This is a genomic window from Pseudomonas sp. AD21 (assembly GCF_002878485.1).
GTDB lineage: Bacteria > Pseudomonadota > Gammaproteobacteria > Pseudomonadales > Pseudomonadaceae > Aquipseudomonas.
This window is the reverse complement of the sequence record NZ_NQYG01000001.1, coordinates 26648-49132: the sequence shown is the minus strand read 5'-3', so window position 1 is coordinate 49132 and position 22485 is coordinate 26648. Positions and strand designations below refer to the sequence as shown.

Below are 22485 nucleotides of genomic sequence, written 5' to 3'. Positions count from 1 at the left end.
ACCGCGCCCTGCATGCCCTTCGAGGGGCGTGACGCAGCAACCCGATTCCATTAGCAAGCCGAATTCAGGCAGGAAACCTCATGACCGACGCGTTCGAACTCCCCAGCACCCTGGTCCAAGCCCTCCAGCGCCGCGCGGCCCTGACGCCGGATCAACTGGCCTTGCGTTTTCTCGCCGAAAACCCAGAGCAGGCTGTGGTACTCAGTTATCGCGAACTCGATCAGCGTGCCCGCAGCATCGCGGCCGCGTTGCAGGCTGAAGCCGAATTCGGCGATCGCGCGGTGCTGCTGTTTCCCAGCGGCCCGGATTACGTCGTGGCGTTCTTCGGTTGCCTGTACGCCGGGGTGATCGCGGTGCCGGCCTATCCGCCGGAGTCCGCCCGGCGTCACCATCAGGAGCGCCTGCTGTCGATCATTGCCGACGCCGAACCGCGTCTGCTGCTGACCAGCGCCGACCTGTGCGATGCCTTGCAGCAAATCGAAGGGGCACCGCCGTTGCTGTGCGTCGATACGCTCGACAGCACACTGGCCGAGAACTGGGTCGAACCAGAATTGCCCGGCGATCACATCGCCTTCCTGCAATACACCTCCGGCTCCACGGCACTGCCCAAAGGCGTGCAGGTCAGCCACGGCAACCTGGTGGCCAACGAGCTGCTGATCCGCCACGGTTTCGGTATCGACGTGAACCCCGACGACGTGATCGTCAGCTGGCTGCCGCTGTACCACGACATGGGCCTGATTGGCGGATTGCTCCAGCCCATTTTCAGCGGCGTGCCGTGCATCCTGATGTCGCCGGCGTACTTCCTCGGTCGGCCGTTGCGCTGGCTGGAAGCGATCAGCGAATACGGCGGCACCATCAGCGGCGGCCCGGATTTCGCCTACCGTCTGTGCAGCGAGCGCGTCAGTGAATCGGCGCTGGAGCGTCTCGACCTGAGCCGCTGGCGCGTGGCCTATTCCGGCTCGGAACCGATCCGTCTCGACACCCTTGAGCGCTTCGCCGAGAAGTTCACCGCGTGCGGCTTCAGCGAGACCAGTTTCATGGCCTCTTACGGTCTGGCCGAGGCAACCCTGTTCGTTGCCGGTACACCGCGTGGCACCGGCATTCCTGCACTGCGCGTGGACGATCAGGCGCTGGCGCAAAACCGCGCAGAACCGGGCGATGGCAGCCCGATCATGAGTTGCGGCGTCAGCCAGCCAGAGCACGCGGTGCTGATCGTGGAGCCAACCAGTCTGCAGGAACTCAATGACCACGCGGTCGGCGAAGTCTGGGCCGCCGGGCCGAGCATCGCCCATGGCTACTGGCGCAATCCCGAAGCCAGCGCCAAAACCTTCGTCCAGCACGCCGGCCAGACCTGGCTGCGCACAGGCGATCTGGGTTTCATTCGCGACGGCGAACTGTTCATCACCGGGCGCCTGAAAGACATGCTGATCGTGCGCGGCCACAACCTGTACCCGCAGGACATCGAGCAAACCGTCGAGCGCGAAGTGGAAGTGGTGCGCAAGGGCCGGGTCGCGGCATTCGCGGTCAGTCAGGACGGTGAGGAAGGCATCGGTATCGCCGCAGAAATCAGCCGCAGCGTGCAGAAAATCCTCCCGCCCGATGCGCTGATCAAAGCCATTCGCCAGGCGGTGGCCGAGGCGTATCAAGAGGCGCCGAGCGTGGTGGTGCTGCTCAATCCGGGCGCGTTGCCGAAGACCTCCAGCGGCAAACTGCAGCGCTCGGCCTGCCGCAATCGTCTGGCCGATGGCAGCCTCGACAGCTACGCGGTGTTTCCGTCCGCCAGCAAATCCACTGAACACTCAGGCGCCTCGGCGTCCGAACTGGAAGCCCTGATCGGCAAGATCTGGGCCGAGCAACTCAACGTCAGACAGGTCAGTGCCGACGACCACTTCTTCCTCCTCGGCGGCAACTCGATTGCGGCTACTCAGGTGATCGCCAAGGTGCGCGAAGAACTGGGCCTGGAGCTGAACCTGCGTCTGCTGTTCGAAGCGCCGACCCTGGCCGCGTTCGCCGCTGCCATGGCGCAACAGCAACAGGACGGTGGCAGCGCCCAAGGCGAAATCACTGCGTTGCCGCGCACGGAAGCGCTGCCGCAATCACTGGCGCAAAACCGTCTGTGGATCACCTGGCAACTCGACCCGCACAGCAGCGCCTACAACATCCCCGGTGCTCTGCGTCTGCGTGGTGAACTGGACGAAGATGCGCTGCGCGCCAGCTTCCAGCAGTTGATCGAACGCCACGAAGCCCTGCGCACGCGCTTCTTCGAGCAGGACGGCGTGGCGCTGCAACAGGTCGAGGCGGCGACTGAATTCAACCTGCAACTGATCGACATCAGCGACCTGCCGGCCCATGAGCGTGAAGCCCGCGCGCAACAGATCCGCGAAGACGAAGCCCGCACCCGGTTCGATCTGGAAAAAGGCCCGCTGCTGTGGGTGACGCTGGTGCGTCTTGACGACGAAGATCACCAGTTGCTGGTGACGCTGCACCACATCATCGCCGACGGCTGGTCGCTGAACGTGCTGATCGACGAGTTCTCGCGCCTGTACGCCGCAGCATCCCAAGGCCAGCGCGCCGAACTGGCGCCGCTGCCGACCCAATACGCCGACTACGGCAGCTGGCAGCGTCAATGGCTGGCGCAAGGCGAGGGCGAGCGGCAACTGGCCTACTGGAAGGCGCAACTGGGCGATGAACATCGCGCGCTGGAACTGGCCAGCGATCATCCGCGCTCGGCCAGGCAAGTGCACAGCGCCGCCCGTCACAGCGTGCGTCTCGGTGTCAGCCTCAGCGATGCGATCAAACAGACCGCCCAGGCGCACCAATCGACGCCGTTCATGCTGTTGCTCTCGGCGTTCCAGAGCCTGCTGCACCGCTATAGCGGTCAGCGCGATATTCGCATCGGCGTGCCCAACGCCAACCGTCCGCGCCTGGAAACCCAGGGCCTGATCGGCTTCTTCATCAACACCCAGGTGCTGCGCGCCGAGGTTGATTCGCGCCTGCCGTTTGTCGAGTTGCTGGCGCAAACCCGCGAGGCCGCACTCGGTGCTCAGGCGAATCAGGATCTGCCTTTCGAACAACTGCTCGAAGCCTTCCCGCAGGCGCGTGAGCAGGGTTTGTTCCAGGTCATGTTCAACCACCAGCAGCGCGACCTCAGTGCGCTCAAACGCCTGCCGGGGCTGCTCGCCGAAGAGCTGCCGTGGCACAGCCGCGAGGCCAAGTTCGACCTGCAACTGCACAGTGAAGAAGATCGCAACGGACGCCTGACCCTGTCCTTCGACTACGCCGATGAGTTGTTCGAAGCGACGACCATCGAGCGTCTGGCCGAACACTTCAGCAACCTGCTGCGCGCCGTCTGCGAGCAACCGCTACAAGCGATCGGCGATCTGCAGTTGCTCACTCCGTGCGAGCACGATCAGCAAGATGCGTGGAGCGTCGCGCCGTGCACCCCAGCGCAACAATGGCTGCCGGAACTGCTCAACGAACAGGCGCGCCAGACCCCGGAACGCACCGCGCTGGTGTGGGACGGCGGCAGCCTCGATTTCGCCGAACTGCACGCCCAGGCCAACCGCCTTGCGCATTACCTGCGCGACAAAGGTGTCGGCCCGGATGTCTGCGTGGCGATCGCTGCCGAGCGTTCGCCGCAACTGCTGATCGGTCTGCTGGCAATCATCAAGGCTGGCGGTGCCTATGTGCCGCTGGACCCGGAATACCCGGCCGAACGCCTGACCTACATGCTCAGCGACAGCGGTGTCGAACTGTTGCTGACCCAGACCGCATTGCTCGACCGTCTGCCGGCCAGCGACGGCGTCAGCGTGATCGCCATGGATGCGCTGCACCTGGAGAACTGGCCGAGCCAGGCGCCGGGTCTGCACCTGCACGGCGACCACCTCGCCTATGTGATTTACACCTCGGGCTCCACCGGCCAGCCGAAAGGCGTCGGCAACACTCACGCGGCATTGGCCGAACGACTGCAATGGATGCAGAACACTTATCGCCTGAACGACACCGACGTGCTGATGCAAAAGGCGCCGATCAGTTTCGACGTGTCGGTGTGGGAGTGCTTCTGGCCGCTGATCACCGGCGCACGATTGCTGATTGCCGCACCGGGCGAGCACCGTGATCCGCATCGCATCGCCCAACTGGTTCAGACATACGGCGTGACCACGCTGCACTTCGTGCCGCCGTTGCTCTCGCTGTTCATCGATGAACCGCTGAGCGCTGAGTGCACCAGCCTGCGCCGGGTATTCTCCGGCGGTGAAGCGCTGCCGGCGGAGCTGCGTAACCGGGTGCTGGCGCAACTGCCAGCGGTGCAATTGCACAACCGCTATGGCCCGACGGAAACCGCGATCAACGTCACCCACTGGCACTGCACCAGCGCCGACGGCGAGCGTTCGCCGATTGGCCGCCCGCTGGGCAACGTGATCTGCCGCGTGCTCGACGCCGATCTCAATCCCGTACCGGCCGGTGTGCCGGGTGAGCTGTGCATCAGCGGCATCGGTCTCGCTCGCGGTTACCTTGGCCGTCCGGCACTGACGGCTGAACGTTTTGTTGTCGATCCATTGGGCGAGCAGGGCGCACGTTTGTACCGCACCGGTGACCGCGCACGCTGGACCTCGGACGGCGTGATCGAATACCTCGGGCGTCTCGATCAACAGGTCAAGCTGCGTGGCTTGCGCGTTGAACCGGAAGAAATCGAAGCGCGTCTGCTGGCCCAGGATGGCGTCGCCCAAGCCGTGGTGCTGGTGCGCGAAACCGCCGCCGGTGCGCAGCTGATCGGCTATTTCACCGCGCTGGATGCCAACGAAGATCAGGACGCGCAGAGCGCCCGCCTGAAGACCGCACTGGCCGCCGAGCTGCCGGAATACATGGTCCCGGCGCAACTGATGCGTCTGGAACAAATGCCCCTGAGCCCCAGCGGCAAACTTGATCGCCGCGCATTGCCCGAACCGCAGTGGCAAGTGCGCGAACACGTCGAGCCGGTCACCGAACTGGAACAACAGATCGCCGCGATCTGGCGTGAAGTGCTCGGCCTGAAACAGGTCGGTCTGCGCGATGACTTCTTCGCCCTCGGCGGACACTCGCTGCTGGCCACACAAATCATCTCGCGCAGCCGTCAGGCCTGTGACGTCGAGCTGCCGCTGCGCGCTTTGTTCGAGCACAGTGAGCTGGGTGATTTCGCCGAACAGATCCGGCTGATTCAGGCCAGCGGCCGCACCAACAAACAGCCGCCGATCGACAAGGTTGATCGCAGCCAACCGGTGCCGTTGTCGTACTCGCAACAGCGCATGTGGTTCCTCTGGCAGATGGAGCCGGACAGCCCGGCGTACAACGTCGGCGGCATGGTGCGCCTGCGTGGCGTGTTGCATGTCGAGCGTTTCGAGGCGGCCTTGCAGGCGCTGATCCTGCGCCACGAAACCCTGCGCACCACCTTCCCGAGCATCGACGGCGTTGCCCGGCAGCAGGTGCATGCCGACACGGGCGTGCGCATGGACTGGAAGGATTTATCCAAGTTCGCGGCAGAGGTGCGCGAGCAAAAGGTTCAACAACTGGCCGACGCCGAAGCGCATCTGCCGTTCGATCTGGAAGCCGGCCCGTTGTTGCGCGCGTGTCTGGTGAAGACCGCCGAGCACGAGCATTACTTTGTCCTGACCCTGCACCACATCGTCACCGAAGGCTGGGCGATGGATATCTTCGCCCGTGAACTCAGCGCGTTGTACGAAGCGTTCGTCGATGACCGCGACTCGCCGCTGGAACCGCTGCCGGTGCAGTACCTCGACTACAGCGTCTGGCAGCGCAACTGGCTGGAGTCCGGTGAGCGTCAGCGTCAGCTCGACTACTGGACTGCGCAACTGGGTCGCGAGCATCCACTGCTGGAGCTGCCCGGCGACCGTCCGCGTCCACCCGTGCAAAGCCATCAGGGCGAACTGTTGCGCTTCGACCTCAGTGATGACCTCGCTGCCCGTGTCCGTGCGTTCAACGCGCAAAACGGTCTGACTCTGTTCATGACCATGACCGCCGCGCTCGCCACCTTGCTCTATCGCTACAGCGGCCAGACCGATCTGCGTATCGGCGCACCGGTGGCCAACCGTATCCGCCCGGAAAGCGAAGGGCTGATCGGCGCGTTCCTCAACACCCAGGTGCTGCGTTGCCAGCTCGACGGCCAGATGTCGGTCGGCGAGTTGTTCGAGCAGGTGCGCCACACCGTCATCGAAGGCCAGTCGCATCAGGACCTGCCGTTCGATCATCTGGTTGAAGCCCTGCAACCACCGCGCAGCGCCGCGTATAACCCGCTGTTCCAGGTGATGTGCAACGTGCAGCGCTGGGAATTCCAGCAGAGCCGCATGCTCGCCGGGATGACCGTCGAGTACCTGGCCAACGACGCGCGGGCGACCAAGTTCGACCTCAACCTGGAAGTCACCGACCTCGACCATCGCCTCGGTTGCTGCCTGACGTACAGCACCGACCTGTTCGACGAACCGACCATTGCGCGCATGGCCCGGCATTGGCGCAATCTGCTGGAAGCGTTGATCGCCGATCCGCAGCAGCGCCTGAGCCAATTGCCGTTGCTGGCTGCCCCGGAGCAACAGCAACTGCTCGACAGCCTTGGTGTCGAGCCGGGCGAGCATCGCCTCGACCAGTGCATCCATCACCTGTTCGCCGAGCAGGCGCTGGCACGCAAAGACGCGCCGGCCCTGACGTTCGCCGGGCAGACCCTGAGCTACGCCGAACTCGACGCCCGCGCCAATCGCCTGGCCTGGGCCTTGCGTGAACGCGGCGTAGGTCCGCAAGTGCGGGTCGGTCTGGCGCTGGAGCGCTCGCTGGAAATGGTCATCGGTCTGCTGGCGATTCTCAAGGCCGGCGGCGCTTACGTGCCGCTGGATCCGGAATACCCGCTCGACCGTTTGCACTACATGATCGAAGACAGCCGCATTGGTCTTCTGCTCAGTGATCGGGCGATGTTCAACGCCCTCGGCGATCTGCCGCCGAGCGTGGCGCGCTGGTGCCTGGAGGAGGACAGCGCGGCGCTGGCCGATTACCCGGCCAGCGAGTTGCCGTTCATCAGTCTGCCGCAGCATCAGGCCTACCTGATCTACACCTCGGGCTCCACCGGCAAGCCGAAAGGCGTGGTGGTGTCTCACGGTGAAATCGCCATGCATTGCCAGGCGGTGATTGCGCGTTTCGGCATGCGTGCGGATGACTGCGAACTGCACTTCTATTCGATCAACTTCGACGCTGCCACCGAGCGTCTGCTGGTGCCGTTGCTCAGCGGTGCGCAAGTGGTGCTGCGGGCGCAAGGGCAGTGGGACGCGCAAGAGATCTGCGGCTTGATCCGTACTCACCGGATCAACGTGCTTGGTTTCACCCCGAGCTACGGCAGCCAGTTGGCGCAGTTCCTCGCCACGCAACACGAGATTCTGCCGGTGCGGATGATCATCACCGGCGGCGAAGCGCTGACCGGCGAACACCTGCAGCGGATTCGCGCCGCGTTCAAACCGAGCCTGTTCTTCAACGCCTACGGCCCGACCGAAACCGTGGTCATGCCGCTCGCCAGTCTGGCGCCGGAGGTGCTGGAAGAGGGGGCCGGCAGTGTGCCGATCGGCAGCGTGATCGGCGACCGTGTGGCGTACATTCTCGATGCCGATCTGGCGCTGGTGCCGCAAGGCGCAACCGGAGAATTGTTCGTTGGCGGTGCCGGTCTGGCGCAGGGCTATCACGACCGTCCGGGCATCAGCGCCGAGCGTTTTGTCGCCGACCCGTTTGCCGGCAATGGCGGGCGCATGTACCGCACCGGCGACCTGGTGCGCCAGCGTGCCGATGGGCTGGTGGAATACCTGGGGCGGATCGACCATCAGGTGAAGATTCGCGGTTTCCGTATCGAGTTGGGCGAGATTGAAACCCGTCTGCTCGATCACGCTTCGATCCGGGAAGCGGTGGTGCTGGCGCTGGATGCGCCAAGCGGCAAACAACTGGTTGCCTATCTGGTCAGCGAAGTCGCCGAGCAAGGCGAAGCACAACAGGCCGAACTGCGCGAAGCACTGAAGTCGCATCTCAAGACGCTACTGCCGGACTACATGGTGCCGACGCACCTGATCCTGCTGGCGAGCATGCCGCTGACCGCCAACGGCAAACTCGACCGCCGCGCCTTGCCGGCGCCGGACCCTGAGCTCAATCGTCAGGACTACGTCGCCCCGAGCAATGAGCTGGAACAGGCCCTGGCGCAGATCTGGTGCGAAGTGCTCAACCTCGAACAGGTCGGCCTCAACGACAACTTCTTCGAACTGGGCGGTGACTCGATTCTGTCGATTCAAGTGGTCAGCCGTGCGCGACAGCAGGGCATCCACTTCAGCCCGCGTGATCTCTTCCAGCATCAGACCGTGCAGACCCTCGCCGGCGTCGCCAGCCGCAGCGAACAAGTGACGGCCGAGCAAGGCCTGGTCAGCGGTGAGTCGGCGCTGACGCCAATTCAGCACTGGTTCTTCGACACTGAAATCCCGCAGCGTCAGCACTGGAACCAGGCCTTGTTGCTGGAGCCGAGCGTGGCGCTGGAGCCGCATCGTCTGGAGCAGGCGCTGCTGGCAGTGATCGAGCAGCACGACGCCCTGCGTCTGCGTTTCACTGAGGTGGGCAGTCAGTGGCAGGCGGCGCATCAACCGGTCTCGGATGCCGCTGTGTTGTGGCAGGTGCGTGTGGCGGCGATGGACAAGTGCGAAGCGCTGTTCGCCGATGCACAGCGCAGTCTCGACCTGCAAAGCGGCCCGCTGATGCGCGCGTTGCTGGTCGATGGGCCCGAAGGTCAGCAACGCTTGTTCATCACGATCCATCACTTGGTGGTCGACGGTGTCTCGTGGCGCGTGCTGCTCGATGATCTGCAAACCGTGTATCGCCAACTCGACGCCGAACAGTCGGTGAAACTGCCGGCGAAAACCAGTGCCTTCAAGGACTGGGCGGCACGCTTGCAGGCCTATGCCGGCAGCGAATCGCTGCGCGAAGAACTGAACTGGTGGCAGACGCAACTGGCTGGGCCGAACGCCGAACTGCCATGCGAAAACCCGCAGGGCGGACGGCAGAACCGCCATGCACAAACCGTCAGCGTGCGCCTCGATGCCGAGCGTACCCAGCAACTGCTGCAACAGGCGCCGCGCGCCTATCGCACTCAGGTCAACGACCTGCTGCTGACCGCACTGGCCCGCGTCTTGTGCCGCTGGAGCGGTCAGCCGTCGGCGCTGATTCAGCTGGAAGGCCACGGCCGCGAAACCCTGTTCGACGAGATTGACCTGACCCGCACCGTCGGCTGGTTCACCAGTGCCTATCCACTACGCCTGACCCCGCACAACATCGAAGAGGCTGCCGGGCAGGGCGCTTCGATCAAGGCGATCAAGGAGCAATTGCGCGATGTGCCGCACAAAGGCCTGGGCTATGGCGTGCTGCGTTATCTGGCCGATGACCTCAGCCAGCGCAGCATGGCGGCGTTGCCGAACGCACCGGTCACCTTCAACTACCTCGGCCAGTTCGACCAGAGTTTCGGCAGCGATGCGCTGTTCCGTCCGCTGGATGAGCCGGTCGGTGCCGCCCACGATCCGCAGGCGCCGCTGCCCAACGAGTTGAGCATCGACAGTCAGGTGTATGGCGGTGAACTGCTGCTGCGCTGGACCTTCAGCGCCGAGCGATATGACGCACAGACCATCGATGAGCTGGCTGACACCTACCTCGGCGAACTGCAAAGCCTGATCGCCCATTGTCTGCAAGACACAGCCGGCGGCCTCACGCCGTCGGACTTCCCGCTGGCGAAACTGACCCAGGCGCAACTCGATGCGTTGCCGGTGCCAGCCGCGCAGATCGAAGACGTTTATCCGCTGACGCCGATGCAGGAAGGCATGTTGCTGCACACCCTGCTTGAACCGGGCACCGGCCTGTACTACATGCAGGATCGCTACCGCATCAACAGCGAGCTCGATCCCGAGCGTTTCACCCAGGCCTGGCAAGCGGTGGTCGCCCGTCATGAAGCGTTGCGCGCGTCGTTCTGCTGGAACGTCGGCGAAGACATGCTGCAAGTGATTCACACCCCGGGACGCACGCCGATCGAGTACCTGGACTGGAGCGCTGTCGCCGAAATCGAGCAGGAACCGCAGCTGCAAACGCTGCTGAAAAACGAGCGCGAGGCCGGTTTCGATCTGCTCAATCAACCACCGTTCCACCTGCGCCTGATCAAGGTTGGCGCCGCGCGTTACTGGTTCATGATGAGCAACCACCACATCCTGATCGATGCCTGGTGCCGTTCGCTGCTGATGAACGATTTCTTCGAGATCTACACCGCCCTCGGTGAAGGTCGCGAAGCGCAGTTGTCGCTGCCGCCGCGTTACCGCGATTACATCGGCTGGCTGCAACGCCAGAGCCTGGCCGAGGCGCGCCAATGGTGGCAGCAGAACCTGCAAGGCTTCGAACGCACCACGCCGATCGCGAGCGACCGGCCGTTCCTGCGGGAACACGCCGGTGAAAGCGGCGGGATGATCGTCGGTGACCGCTACACCCGCCTCAATGTCGAGGACGGTGCGCGTCTGCGTGAATTGGCCCAAGCCCATCAATTGACCATCAATACCTTCGCCCAGGCGGCGTGGGCCTTGGTCCTGCGACGCATGAGCGGTGATCGCGACGTGCTGTTCGGCGTCACCGTGGCCGGGCGCCCGGTGGACATGCCCGAGATGCAACGCACCGTCGGCCTGTTCATCAACAGCATCGCGCTGCGGGTGAAAATGCCTGAAGACGATCAACGCAGCAGCGTGCGGCAGTGGCTGAGCGCTTTGCTCGACAGCAACATGCAACTGCGCGAGTACGAATACCTGCCGCTGGTGAACATTCAGGAGCAGAGCGAACTGCCCAAAGGCCAGCCGCTGTTCGACAGCCTGTTCGTGTTCGAAAACGCGCCGGTGGAAGTCTCGGTGCTGGACCGCGCGCAGAGCCTCAACGCGACTTCGGACTCCGGCCGTACCCACACCAACTTCCCGTTGACGGCGGTGTGCTACCCGGGCGATGACCTTGGGCTGCATCTGTCGTATGACCAGCGTTACTTCGACGAATCGACCATCGAGCGCATGCTCGGCGAGTTCAAGCGGCTGTTGCTGGCGCTGGTCGATGGCTTCCATGGCGACATGGCCGAGCTGCCGCTGCTGGGCTCTGATGAACAGCAATTCCTGCTGCACGGTTGCAACCAGAGCGCGCACGAGTATCCGCTGGAGCAAAGCTACGTTGCGCTGTTCGAAACGCAGGTCGCCGCGCATCCGCAACGCATCGCCGCCACTTGCCTCGATCAGCAACTGAACTATGCCGAGCTGAACCACAACGCCAACCGCCTCGGCCATGCACTGGTCGCCGCAGGTGTGCAGATGGATCAACCGGTGGCGTTGCTGGCGGAGCGTAACCTCGACCTGCTGGGCATGATCATCGGCAGCTTCAAGGCCGGTGCCGGTTACTTGCCGCTGGATCCGGGCCTGCCGAGCCAGCGCCTGCAACGCATCATCGAACTGAGCCGCACGCCGCTGCTGGTGTGCACTGAAGCCTGCCGCGAACAGGCGCAGACCTTGCTCGATGAATTCAGCTGCGCCAACCGCCCACGGCTGTTGGTCTGGGAAGAGGTTCAGGCGCTGGCGACGGCGCTGCAAAATCCGGGCATCTACAGTGGCCCGGACAACCTCGCCTATGTGATCTACACCTCGGGTTCAACCGGTTTGCCGAAAGGCGTGATGGTCGAGCAGCGCGGCATGCTCAACAACCAGTTGAGCAAGCGTCCGTACCTTGATTTGAGCGACGCCGATGTGATCGCGCAGACCGCATCGCAAAGCTTCGATATTTCGGTCTGGCAGTTCCTCGCCGCGCCGTTGTTCGGCGCGCGAGTGGACATCGTGCCGAACACCATCGCCCACGATCCGCAAGGTTTGCTGGTGCACGTGCAAGCCCAAGGCATTACCGTGCTGGAGAGCGTGCCGTCGCTGATTCAGGGCATGCTTGCCGCTGAGCGCCTGAGCCTCGAGGGCCTGCGCTGGATGCTGCCGACCGGCGAAGCGATGCCGCCGGAACTGGCGCACCAGTGGCTGCTGCGTTATCCGCAGATCGGTCTGGTCAACGCCTACGGCCCGGCAGAATGTTCCGATGACGTGGCGTTCTTCCGCGTCGATCTGGCCTCGACTCGCGGCAGCTACTTGCCGATCGGTACGCCGACCGACAACAACGTGCTGTACCTGGTCGATGGTGCGCTGGAACTGGTGCCGCTAGGCGCGGTGGGTGAGTTGTGCGTGGCCGGTACCGGCGTCGGTCGCGGTTACGTCAGCGATCCGCTGCGCACCGCGCCGGTGTTTGTGCCGAACCCGTTCGGCGCGCCGGGCGAACGTCTGTATCGCACCGGTGACCTGGCGCGTCGTCGCAGTGACGGGGTGCTGGAATACGTCGGCCGCGTTGACCATCAGGTGAAGATTCGCGGTTACCGCATCGAACTGGGCGAAATCGAGGCGCGTCTGCACGAGCAACCGGAAGTCCGCGATGCGGCGGTCGGCGTGCAGGAAGGGGTCAATGGCAAGCACTTGGTCGGCTACCTCGTCGCGGCCGACACCGCGCTGAGTCCGAGCGAACGCCTGGAGCGGATCAAGCAACGCCTGCGCAGCGAACTGCCTGAGTACATGGTGCCGCTGCACTGGCTGTGGCTGGATCAGTTGCCGCACAACGCCAACGGCAAACTCGACCGCAAGGCCCTGCCGACGCTGGAGATCGGCCAGTTGCAGAGCCAGGATTACCTGGCCCCGCGCAACGAGCTGGAGCAGACCCTGGCGGACATCTGGGCCGAGGTGCTCAAGGTCGACAAGGTCGGTGTGCGCGACAACTTCTTCGAGTTGGGTGGTCACTCGTTGCTCGCCACGCAGATCGCCTCGCGGGTACAGACAACCCTGCAACGCGACGTGCCGCTGCGGGCGATGTTCGAGTGCAGCACGGTGCAGGAACTGGCCGAGTACATTGAGGGCTTTGCGGCCAGCGACATCACCGAGGACAAGGCGGATCGGTTGAATGATCTGATGGCGGAACTGGAAGGCTTGTAATCTCCGTCAACGGTTGCGGCCTCATCGCGAGCAGGCTCGCTCCTACAATGGGATTGCATTCCCCTGTAGGAGTGAGCCTGCTCGCGATTGGGGGCGGCACATTTTCAGACATTTACACGGTTGACGATCCAGAACCGGCAGCTCAGTCTGCCGGTTCTCTTTTTCATCGCGGGGGTGGTCGATGCCTTTCTTCACGGTTGACGGACAAGCGCTGCACTACATTGATCAAGGCAGCGGCCCGGCCGTGCTGCTGGCTGGCAGTTATCTGTGGGACAGCGCCATGTGGGCGCCGCAGATCGCTGCGCTGGCGCCGCACTATCGGGTGATTGCGCTGGACCTTTGGGGCCATGGTGAGTCGGGACGGTTACCTGAAGGCACGGCATCACTGGATGACATCGCCCGTCAGGCGCAGGCCTTGCTCGATCATCTGGGTATCGATCAGGTCACTCTGGTCGGACTGTCGGTCGGCGGCATGTGGGGCGTGCGTCTGGCGTTGTCGGCGCCGCAGCGGATCAATGGCCTGGTGCTGATGGACACTTACGTCGGCGTGGAACCTGAGCCTACCCGCCAGTACTACTTCTCGCTGTTCAAGCAGATCGAGGACAGCGGCGAAATTTCCGAGCAGTTGCTCGACATTGTCGTACCGATTTTCTTCCGCCCAGGCATCGATCCACAGTCGGCGCTGTATCAGGGCTTCCGCGCCAAACTGGCGGCTTACACCACTGAACGCCTGCGCGAAAGCATTGTGCCGATGGGGCGTATCACGTTCAGTCGTGATGATCGGTTGCCGCGTCTGGGCGAATTGAATGCCGCGACCACGCTGGTGCTGTGCGGCGATCAGGACAAACCGCGACCGCCGTCGGAGGCGCAGGAAATGGCCGAGTTGATTGGTTGTCCGTGGGCGCTGGTGCCGGAGGCGGGGCATATTTCCAGTCTGGAGAACCCGGAGTTTGTGAACGAGGTGTTGTTTACCTTCCTCAGCGAGCGCCACCGGCGCACCGAGTAATCGTTCTTTGTTGGAACGCTGCCCCGCAAACAAGCTCGCTCCCACACTTGGTTCTGCGTATACAGAACCAAGTGTGGGAGCGAGCCTGCTCGCGAAAAGGCCGCTTCAGGCAATAAAGAATCCGACGTTACTTAGGCCCAAGAATCTTCGCCAGCTTCTCCGGCGACGGCGCGCCTTGCTGCTGTTGCAGCTCACCCTTGTCGTCCATGTAGAAAATCGCCGGAGTCGCCTGCAACTCCAGGTCTTCCATCAACTGCATGTTGGCCGCCAGTTTGCTCTGCACGGCCGGTGGAATGTTCTTCAATGGCTTGAGCGAACTTTCCTTGCCAGCCTTCTCGTGTTCTTCCAGGGCTTTGGCCGGATCCTTCGCTGCCAGCAGCGCGGCGGATTTCGCCGGACTGTCTTCGCGGATGATCCCGACCATGATGTGCCGCAACTGCACCTTGCCGGCCTTGACCCACGGCCGCGCCTGCTCCCAGAACATGTTGCAGTACGGGCAATTCGGATCGCTGAACAGGTACACGGTGCGCGGTGCATCCTTGTTGCCGTCCTGAATCCAGTTGCTGGCTTCGAACTTGCCCCAGATTTCCTTGGTCATCGGTGCGTAAACCAGTTTCTGCAACGGCTCGCTGCTCAAGTCCTTGCCGTCGGCGTCATACAGATTGCCCAGCAACACGTGTTGGCCGTCCGGCGTCAGGTACAACGCCATGCCACGGTTCTGGTACTGCGCCGCGTAACCGCGCAAGCCGTCCGGGGCGTCGAACTGGCCGACGATTTTTGCGCCCTTGGCTTCGATCTGCTTGATCGCGGCGGGCAATTCTTCGGCGGCCTGTACCGACGGCAGGTGCAGCAGGGCAGTGCCCAGAGTCAGCGTCAGCAGGTGGCGGAGGCGGGGCATGGCAGTTTCCTTGCAGAGGTGGCCGGTGCGGCGGATGGATTCGGACTGTCGAAGTTTTCCAGGGCGCGGGCCAGACTGGCGTTCGACAGCTCGCCCAGATGGCTGGTCAACAGTCGTCCGTCAGGGCTATAGAACAGCGTAGTCGGCAACGCCATGGAGCCCACGGCCTGACCGAGTCGGCCGCTGCGGTCGAACAGCACGTTGTTCAGGCTCAGGCCCTGGGTTTCGAGAAAGGTGGCAACGCTTTGCATGCTCTCGGCCTGATTGACGAACAGAAAGGTCAGGTCCGGGCGTTGTTGCTGGGCGTTTTCCAGCACCGGCATTTCGCGCCGGCACGGTGGGCACCAGGTCGCCCACAGGTTGATCACCAGCGGACCGCCCTGATAATCGCTGAGCTGGATGGTCTCCCCGGCGGCGTTGCGCAGGGTGATTTCCGGCAGGCGCGTGCCTTGTTCGTAGATATTCAACGACAGGGTCGCCAGCAGCCAGAACAGCACACCGCTGGCCACGCCAAAACCCAGTGGCCGGCGCAGGCCCGGGCGGCGCCAGCCACGATACAACGCCGCCAGCAACAGCACGATCACCCCCGGCCAGGCGAGAAAACCGCCATCGCGCAGGTCGATGATCTGCCACGGATCGTTGCGATAGTGGCCCCAATACAGCGCGACAAACGCCACGCGTGCCGCGAGCATGCCGAGCAGAAACAGACTGAACAGCGCCGACTCGGGGTTATCGCCGCCACGCTTGGCCACCCGCCAGCCGACAAAGGTCGCCAGCGCCAGGGCACTGATCAGCAGCAGGTGGTTAAGCGCGATGGCAAAGGTGCCGAGGGTAAACGTCAGCATTAATTGGCGTCTCGAGTGGTGGTCCAGCGTTGCAGGAACGTATCGGCATCAACCTCACCGGTGATGCGCTGGCTACGCCGCTCTTCGCCGTCAGTGCCGATCCAGACAAAACTCGGTGGCCCCGGGACTTTGTAGCGGCCGAGCAGCTCGCGGCTGGCGGCATTGTCGGCGGTGACATCAAGGCGCAGCAGACGCACATCGCCGAGTGCCTGCATGATCTTGTCCTTGCCGAACACTTGTTTCTCCATGACTTTGCACGACACGCACCAGTCGGCGTAGTAATCGAGCAATACCCACTGACCCCTGGCCCTGGCGGTATCCAGTTCACGTTGCAGCGCTGCCGGGTTCTTGATCGTGGTGAATGCGTCATGCCCGCTTGGCGTAGCGCTGGCAACACGGCCGGCGCTGTACACCTGCAGCGGCTGATAAGGGTCATCACCGCCACCGGCGGCACCGATCAGCAGCAGGCTGCCCCACAGACCGAGCAACAAAGAACTGGCGCCGAACACCTGGGCGACGCGCCCGAAGCCTTCCGATTGCTTCCAGGCGCAGAACGCCGCAATCAGCAGCAGCGCGCCGCACAGGCCTAGCCACAGCGAGGAGTCCAGTACCGGACGCAACATCAGCAGCGCTGTCGCCAGGAACAGGAAGCCGAAGATGCCCTTGAGCAGGTTCATCCACGCCCCGGGTTTTGGCAGGAAGCGGTTGCCGACGGTCACCAGCAGTAACAACGGCACTCCAATACCGATGCCCAGCGCGAACAGAATCAGCCCGCCGTGCAACGCATTGCCGCTCTGGGCGATGTACAGCAAGGCGCCGGCCAGCGGCGCGGTCATGCACGGGCCGACCAGCAGCCCCGACAGCGCGCCGAGCACCCCGGCACCGATCAGGCTGCCGCCGTTGCGGCTGCGCGAGGCGTGTTCGAGGCGATCTCGCAAGGCCACCGGCAATTGCAATTCGAAGAAACCGAACATCGGCAACGCCAGCACCACGAACACCGCCGCAAACGCACCGAGCAGCCATGGATTTTGCAGCCATGCCTGCAAGTTGGCGCCGAGCAGAGACGCGATCACCCCCATCGCCGCATACACCAGCGCCATGCAGATCACATAGCTGCTGGCCAGAGCGAAACCACGGCGTGGCGTGGCACCACTGCCGACAATCATCCCCGCCAGAATCGGTAGCATCGGCAGTGAACATGGAGTAAACGCCAGCAGCAGGCCCAGGCCGAAGAACACCAGCAGGCTCCAGCCCAGCGCGCGTTGCTCAAGACCGCTGGCCAGGGCTTGGTCCGGCGCTTCAGCGCTGCTTGACGGCGTCGCTTTGCCACCCAGATCGATGACCCGGGTTTGTGGCGGATAGCACAAGCCAGCATCGGCGCAGCCCTGGTAACTGACCTTGATCTGACCGCTGGCCGAGGCCGGGACTTTCACCTCCAGCCCCTGGCGGTATACCGGTTGTTCACCGAAGAATTCGTCACTGTGGGACTCGCCCTCGGGCAGAACCGGCTGTTGTTCAGCCTTCAGACCGTCGAATTTCAGGCGTTTCTGATACAGGTAGTAGCCGTCGGTGATTTGCCAGAACAGCTGGGTTTCCCCGGACTCCAGGCGTTCGGAGGTGAGCACGAATGCTTTGTCGACCGGCAAAAACTCCGGTTTGGTCTCGAATGGATTATTTCCCGCCTGTGCCAGGCCGGAGATCAACAGTGCAAAGAAAAGAAAAAAATGACGCATGGAGGAGCCTTGTCCCTGTGCAAGTGTGGTGCACAGTGGCGGGTGGCGATTAACCGATGATTAACCGCCCCGCACGATGTCGGATGGGCGACCCGACGCCGATTCACTGGTGCCTGCGAGTGGCTCAGTCCTTCAGCAGCCCGGGCCAGGTGGATTCGGAGATTGTATACGGGCCAAATACTTTTTTCGCGCCCTGCTCATAACGCAGGTAGCGGTTGTCGTTCAGGAAAACGTAAAAGTAAGTATCAAGTGTCGGGTAGTCGTTGGTGACGGCCGTCATCATTTTGTCTTTATATTCTTCCAGTGGTGCCCAGGACGAACCTTTTAGAGGTAGTACTTCCAAGGTGTTGGAGTATGTTTCGTAGATCAGGTAATTTCCGTCATTCAACAATAACCAGTAGCTCTCCCTTTGTGCAGTGTTTTCACTCCACATTACGCCAACTATTTTGTAGTAGTAAGGCAATAGTTTTTCCCACTTTGATTTTGCGATGGGGGTTTTGGAGAGCGCCTTGTCGGCTTGTTGGCTGAACTCACAAACGGATGGCGTTGCTCCTTCGTCGTAGAACAGCCAGAGCGTGTCGACACCACCGTTCCAACGGGTGCTCGTCGTGGTAAAGCCAAAGCGCAAGTCGGCAGCAGTCTTGTCGAAGCCTGCCCATTTGCCATCCACCGGCTTGGGGAAACCGGAAAGTACTTTGTCATCCTCGAAGTCGAAACGGGAATAGTTGTTTTTCTCGGGGAAAAAGAAATAAATGCGGTCGGGGCCGGTGCGCCAGTCAACGGTGACGAAGTTTTTTGTAATGCTCATTTATACGATTCTTCCATTGTTTTTTCGGTTTTTTGAATGTTTGTTTTGTGTTTGTAAAAGTCGTGTGTTTTATGTCTGCTTTTTTGTAATTTGTTAGCTGTTTCTAGTTTGTGTGGGACAGCGTGGGTACCTCTGTCAAGTCGGTTGTGGTCCTGGCATGGTGGTGGCTTGAACCTGATCGTCTGTGTGTTTCAGGTCGCGAATTTTCAATAGCGCAACAGTCCGGGCCAGCTTTCGTTATCGATTTTTATCGGTTCGGATACAACACGGTTTTCCTGGATGTTGTAGCGGATATATTCATCCTTATTCAAAAACAGATACCAGTAACTGTCGGCAAAAGTACGATCGTTTTGCGCAGCGGTCATGATCCGGTCTTGATACTTGGCCAACCCTGGCCATGTTTCATCATCAATGGGTTCTTCGATAAGTGTTTCATAGCCGAAATCAAGCTTGAGCGCCTTTCCATTGTCCAGCAGGAAGCGGAACAAGTGCGCTCGCCCCGGAATGGTTTGCCACCATGTGCCGGCAACGATCCGGTCGAAGTAGGGCGTCAGTTGTTTCCATCGTGATTCACTAACTGGAACAGTGCTGATGCAGTGATCATTGTCCTGATCATATTTGCTGACGCAGGGAGTGAATCGATCCTCGTGGTAATGGAACAGCCACAAAATGTCACCGTCAAATTCTTCAGTGTCGAATCCAGTGGTGGTGAAGCCAAAACGCAGATCGTAGGCGTTATGGAAGTTGCTCCAGTTACCGGATACCTCCCGCGGGTAGTTTCTGGGTACTTCATTGTCAGGGATGCTGAAGCGTGAATAAATGTTGTAGTCCTTGAAGAAGAAGTAGATCTGGTCTTTGCCAGAGCGCCAGTCAACCGTGACGACATTTCCTAAGCGAGACATTGTTCAATCCTTTGAATGGTTGTTTTGAGAAAGAGTTGTTGCTGATCGCGTGCGACCTGGTTTGTTCAGGGTGCACGCGATGCGATGGGGTGAAGTATTAATGAGTTGCTGTGTTTTTGTTCTCTGGTTTGATTGTCGGTCTGTTGGTTTTTGTTTGCCTTTGATTGTTTGGTCGGGTTGATGCTAGTTGTTAAGTTTGTTTTTTAATATGCCCGGTGTGTTTCAATTTGAAAGTTGCGTCGTCGCTATTGTTAATAAGACTGGCAGGCGGGCAGGCGCCCGGGCTATTTGCCTGGCAGGCTGCTACCGTGTGCAGCGTCGCATCGCGCTTCTCGTGAGTTGGTACACTTGGCATAATTGCGGCTTAATCTTCGGTTGCTTGAATCGCGTTTTTGCTCATGGAGCTCACATGCACGTACTGGTTTGCGAAGACGATGAGTTGATCGCCAGTGGCATCGTCGCTGGCCTCACCGCTCAAGGCCTGACCGTCGAACACGTCAATACGGCTTCGAAAGCGCGGGCGATGCTCAAGGTCGCCGAATTCGACGTGATGGTGCTCGATCTTGGCCTGCCCGACGAAGATGGCCTCAAGTTGCTGCAACAGTTACGGCAGCAGGGCCTGGAAATTCCGGTGCTGATTCTGACCGCGCGGGACTCGGTGACTGACCGGGTCGATGGTTTGCAGGCGGGGGCTGACGATTACCTGCTCAAACCGTTCGATCTGCGCGAACTGTTCGCTCGTCTGCAAACCTTGTTGCGCCGGGTTGCCGGACGCAGCGTCAACCTGATCGAACACGGCGCACTGACCTACGATCCGAGCAGCCGTGAAACGATGCTCGCCGGGCAACCGGTGGACCTGTCGCGGCGCGAGCAATCGTTGTTGCAGGCGCTGCTGCACAACCGTGGCCGGGTGCTGTCCACCGAGCAATTGAAAGACAGCGTCTACGGCTTCAATGACGAACTGGAGAGCAACGCCCTGAACGTGCATATCCATCACCTGCGCAGCAAGCTCGGCAAGGGAATTGTTGAAACCGTGCGCGGTCTGGGTTATCGCCTCGGGCCGGCCGATGGTGGAGAGCCACAGAAGTGATGAGTCTGCGTCTGCGCCTGAGTCTGACCCTCGGCGCCGCGTTCGCCCTGATCTGGGCTTTGGCTGCGGCCTGGATGCTCAGCGACTTGCGCAATCAGATGATGTTTTCCCTCGACCAGCGGCTGGTGGCTTCGGCGCGCATGGTCGCCGGATTGCTCGAGCAACTGCCGGCATTGCCGAGCAAGGGCGAGGGCACCCATTTCAGTGCCGAACAGTTGAACATTCCCGGTGGCATGGCCTGCCAGGTCAGTTCGTTGCGCGGGGAGATTCTGGCCCGTAGCCACAGCAGTCCCGAGCAAACCCTGGAAGCCGAGAAGATGGGCTTCCACGACCAGATGATCGACGGCGCACCGTGGCGCAGTTTCACCCTCGCGCGCGGTGACGTGCGCATCACCACCGCCGACCGGCAGATCGAACGCGAAGCCCTGAACATGTCGATTCTGCTGGCGGCCTCGGTGCCGGTCGGCGTGGCGTTGCTCGGTTGTCTGTGCCTGTTGTGGCTGGGCATCGGTCAGGGCCTGGCACCGCTCAATCGGCTGCGCGAAGCCTTGATGCGGCGTAACGCCGACTCGCTGGAGCCGCTGCAACTGCAGTCGTTTCCCAGCGAACTGAAACCGCTGCTCGACACCCAGAACCAGTTGTTTCAGCGCATCGGCAAGACCATCGAACGTGAACGCCGGCTGACCGGTGACGCCGCCCATGAACTGCGCAGCCCGCTGACGGCGATCAAGACCCACCTGCAAGTGGCGCGCATGACCGAGGGCAGTGCCCGCGATCAGTCGCTGGCCCGGGCCGAAGAGGGCGCCGACCGCATGCACCGCACGTTGGAGCAACTGTTGTTGCTGGCGCGGGTCGAGGGCAGCCTGTCGTTTGACGATGGCGTGCAGTGCAGCGCCGAGCAGGTGGCGAAACTGGCGATGCAGGATGCGGCCGGTGGCGAGCGCCAGCGCATCAAACTGCAATTGCCGACGCCGCTGTCCAGCGCGCCGGTGCAAATGCCGGCGGTGCTGTCGATTGCCGCGCTGCGCAATCTGCTCGACAACGCCCTGCGCCATACCCCGGCGGACGCTGAGGTGGAGCTGAGTCTGGAAACCGTCGGTCAGCGCGCACATTTTGTGGTGCGCGACCATGGCCCGGGGATTGCCGCAGAAGATCTGCAGCACCTGACCCAACGCTTCTGGCGCAACGGCCAGAGCACCGGCTGCGGCCTCGGCCTGGCGATTGTCCAGGCCATCGTCCAGCGTTGCGCCTGCACTCTGCATTTCGACAGCCGCCCGGATGGGCTGCGCGTCGAGCTGACCATGCCGCTGCAGTCCATGTAACACCACAAATCCTGTAGGAGTGAGCCTGCTCGCGATAGCGGTGATTCAGCCGATGAAGATGTCGACCGGCACGACGCTATCGCGAGCAGGCTCACTCCTAAAGTGGATCCGTGGGTGTGGCACATCAAATGTAACGTCTGTGCATTAGTCATTCGCCAGTCCCGGCGTTATGGTCGGGACTGCTCTGACTCAATGGATTGAGGGACCGCAGCATGGAAGCAGCAATCTGTATCTGCCCGGCGAAACCCGCCGACGCCGGCATCATCAGCCGCATCATCGAGCGTTCGATCCGTCTCGGTTGTGCGCTCGAACATCGCAATGACCCACAATTGGTCAACCGCTGGATCGCCCGGCAATCCTCCGACTTCATCAGCGCTCGGCTTGCCGACTCGCATTGCTACCTGAATATCGCGTTGTTACAGGACAAACCGGTAGGTGTCGGGATGGCCACGGCCAGCGGGGACATCGGTTTTTGTCATGTGCAACCGGAATGGTTTCGCCGTGGCGCGGGGCGGGCGCTGATGATGGACCTGGAAGGCTGGTTGCGGATTCGCGCAGTGCCGCAGGTGAGCATCGTCAGTACACGCACCGGTGCGGCTTTTTATCGGCATCTGGGCTACCGCGAATCGGCGCCAACCTTCATCGATCAGGGCTTGCAGCGCGTGGCGATGCACAAACCGTTGCCATTGCCCGACTGACAACTCGATCAAGGGTCTAAATCCTCGCCCCGCTTAAGCGTTTCCAGAACAGGAAAACCTGCATGTGCGCCCCGCGACCGGAACGCGCACCTGTGCGGTGTGCT

The 22485-nt window shown here is 62.0% G+C and carries 10 protein-coding genes; 5 read left to right on the top strand and 5 right to left on the bottom strand.

Going from position 1 to position 22485, the window contains the following annotated elements; genetic code table 11:
* The first annotated feature begins 80 nt into the window (after window positions 1-80).
* A complete protein-coding gene (locus PseAD21_RS00200; RefSeq protein ID WP_102353984.1) occupies window positions 81-13079 on the top strand; it encodes a non-ribosomal peptide synthetase in 12999 nt (4332 codons plus the stop codon).
* A gap of 181 nt (window positions 13080-13260) precedes the next feature.
* Window positions 13261-14085: an alpha/beta fold hydrolase gene (locus tag PseAD21_RS00195; protein ID WP_102353983.1), complete on the top strand. Its 825-nt coding sequence runs from the start codon at window positions 13261-13263 to the stop codon at window positions 14083-14085.
* Between the two features lie 127 nt (window positions 14086-14212).
* On the opposite strand, the gene dsbG is transcribed toward PseAD21_RS00195, so the two are convergent.
* From dsbG to PseAD21_RS00170, 5 genes are all read right to left on the bottom strand, one after another.
* Window positions 14213-14983 (bottom strand): thiol:disulfide interchange protein DsbG, encoded by a 771-nt coding sequence (dsbG, locus tag PseAD21_RS00190; RefSeq protein WP_102353982.1) that lies wholly within the window; start codon window positions 14981-14983, stop codon window positions 14213-14215.
* Entirely contained in the window at window positions 14959-15828 is an 870-nt protein-coding gene (locus tag PseAD21_RS00185) for a TlpA disulfide reductase family protein (protein WP_102353981.1), read from the bottom strand. The genes dsbG and PseAD21_RS00185 overlap by 25 nt, the downstream gene beginning before the upstream one ends.
* The gene (gene dsbD, locus PseAD21_RS00180; RefSeq protein WP_102353980.1) at window positions 15828-17561 is read right to left on the bottom strand and encodes a protein-disulfide reductase DsbD; all 1734 of its coding nucleotides are present in this window, start codon (window positions 17559-17561) and stop codon (window positions 15828-15830) included. Before dsbD ends, PseAD21_RS00185 begins: the two co-directional genes overlap by 1 nt.
* Window positions 17562-17685: 124 nt before the next feature.
* Entirely contained in the window at window positions 17686-18369 is a 684-nt protein-coding gene (locus PseAD21_RS00175; RefSeq protein ID WP_102353979.1) for a hypothetical protein, read from the bottom strand.
* A gap of 206 nt (window positions 18370-18575) precedes the next feature.
* Complete coding sequence (locus PseAD21_RS00170; protein ID WP_102353978.1) at window positions 18576-19271, bottom strand: hypothetical protein; 696 nt, start codon at window positions 19269-19271, stop codon at window positions 18576-18578.
* A gap of 409 nt (window positions 19272-19680) precedes the next feature.
* Between PseAD21_RS00170 and PseAD21_RS00165 the strand changes: the two genes are divergently transcribed.
* The 3 genes from PseAD21_RS00165 (at window position 19681) to PseAD21_RS00155 (ending at window position 22381) form a co-directional block, all read left to right on the top strand.
* Window positions 19681-20361, top strand: a complete 681-nt coding sequence (locus tag PseAD21_RS00165) for a response regulator (RefSeq protein ID WP_102353977.1) — start codon at window positions 19681-19683, stop codon at window positions 20359-20361.
* Entirely contained in the window at window positions 20361-21683 is a 1323-nt protein-coding gene (locus PseAD21_RS00160; RefSeq protein ID WP_102353976.1) for an ATP-binding protein, read from the top strand. The genes PseAD21_RS00165 and PseAD21_RS00160 overlap by 1 nt, the downstream gene beginning before the upstream one ends.
* Window positions 21684-21895: 212 nt before the next feature.
* Complete coding sequence (locus PseAD21_RS00155) at window positions 21896-22381, top strand: GNAT family N-acetyltransferase (protein WP_102353975.1); 486 nt, start codon at window positions 21896-21898, stop codon at window positions 22379-22381.
* Window positions 22382-22485: the final 104 nt, after the last annotated feature.

Bases quoted from the DNA above. Each gene is read 5' to 3' on its own strand.
- PseAD21_RS00200 (WP_102353984.1), top strand. From the start codon at position 81: ATGACCGACGCGTTCGAACTCCCCAGCACCCTGGTCCAAGCCCTCCAG.
- PseAD21_RS00195 (WP_102353983.1), top strand. From the start codon at position 13,261: ATGCCTTTCTTCACGGTTGACGGACAAGCGCTGCACTACATTGATCAA.
- dsbG (WP_102353982.1), bottom strand. From the start codon at position 14,983: ATGCCCCGCCTCCGCCACCTGCTGACGCTGACTCTGGGCACTGCCCTG.
- PseAD21_RS00185 (WP_102353981.1), bottom strand. From the start codon at position 15,828: ATGCTGACGTTTACCCTCGGCACCTTTGCCATCGCGCTTAACCACCTG.
- dsbD (WP_102353980.1), bottom strand. From the start codon at position 17,561: ATGCGTCATTTTTTTCTTTTCTTTGCACTGTTGATCTCCGGCCTGGCA.
- PseAD21_RS00175 (WP_102353979.1), bottom strand. From the start codon at position 18,369: ATGAGCATTACAAAAAACTTCGTCACCGTTGACTGGCGCACCGGCCCC.
- PseAD21_RS00170 (WP_102353978.1), bottom strand. From the start codon at position 19,271: ATGTCTCGCTTAGGAAATGTCGTCACGGTTGACTGGCGCTCTGGCAAA.
- PseAD21_RS00165 (WP_102353977.1), top strand. From the start codon at position 19,681: ATGCACGTACTGGTTTGCGAAGACGATGAGTTGATCGCCAGTGGCATC.
- PseAD21_RS00160 (WP_102353976.1), top strand. From the start codon at position 20,361: ATGAGTCTGCGTCTGCGCCTGAGTCTGACCCTCGGCGCCGCGTTCGCC.
- PseAD21_RS00155 (WP_102353975.1), top strand. From the start codon at position 21,896: ATGGAAGCAGCAATCTGTATCTGCCCGGCGAAACCCGCCGACGCCGGC.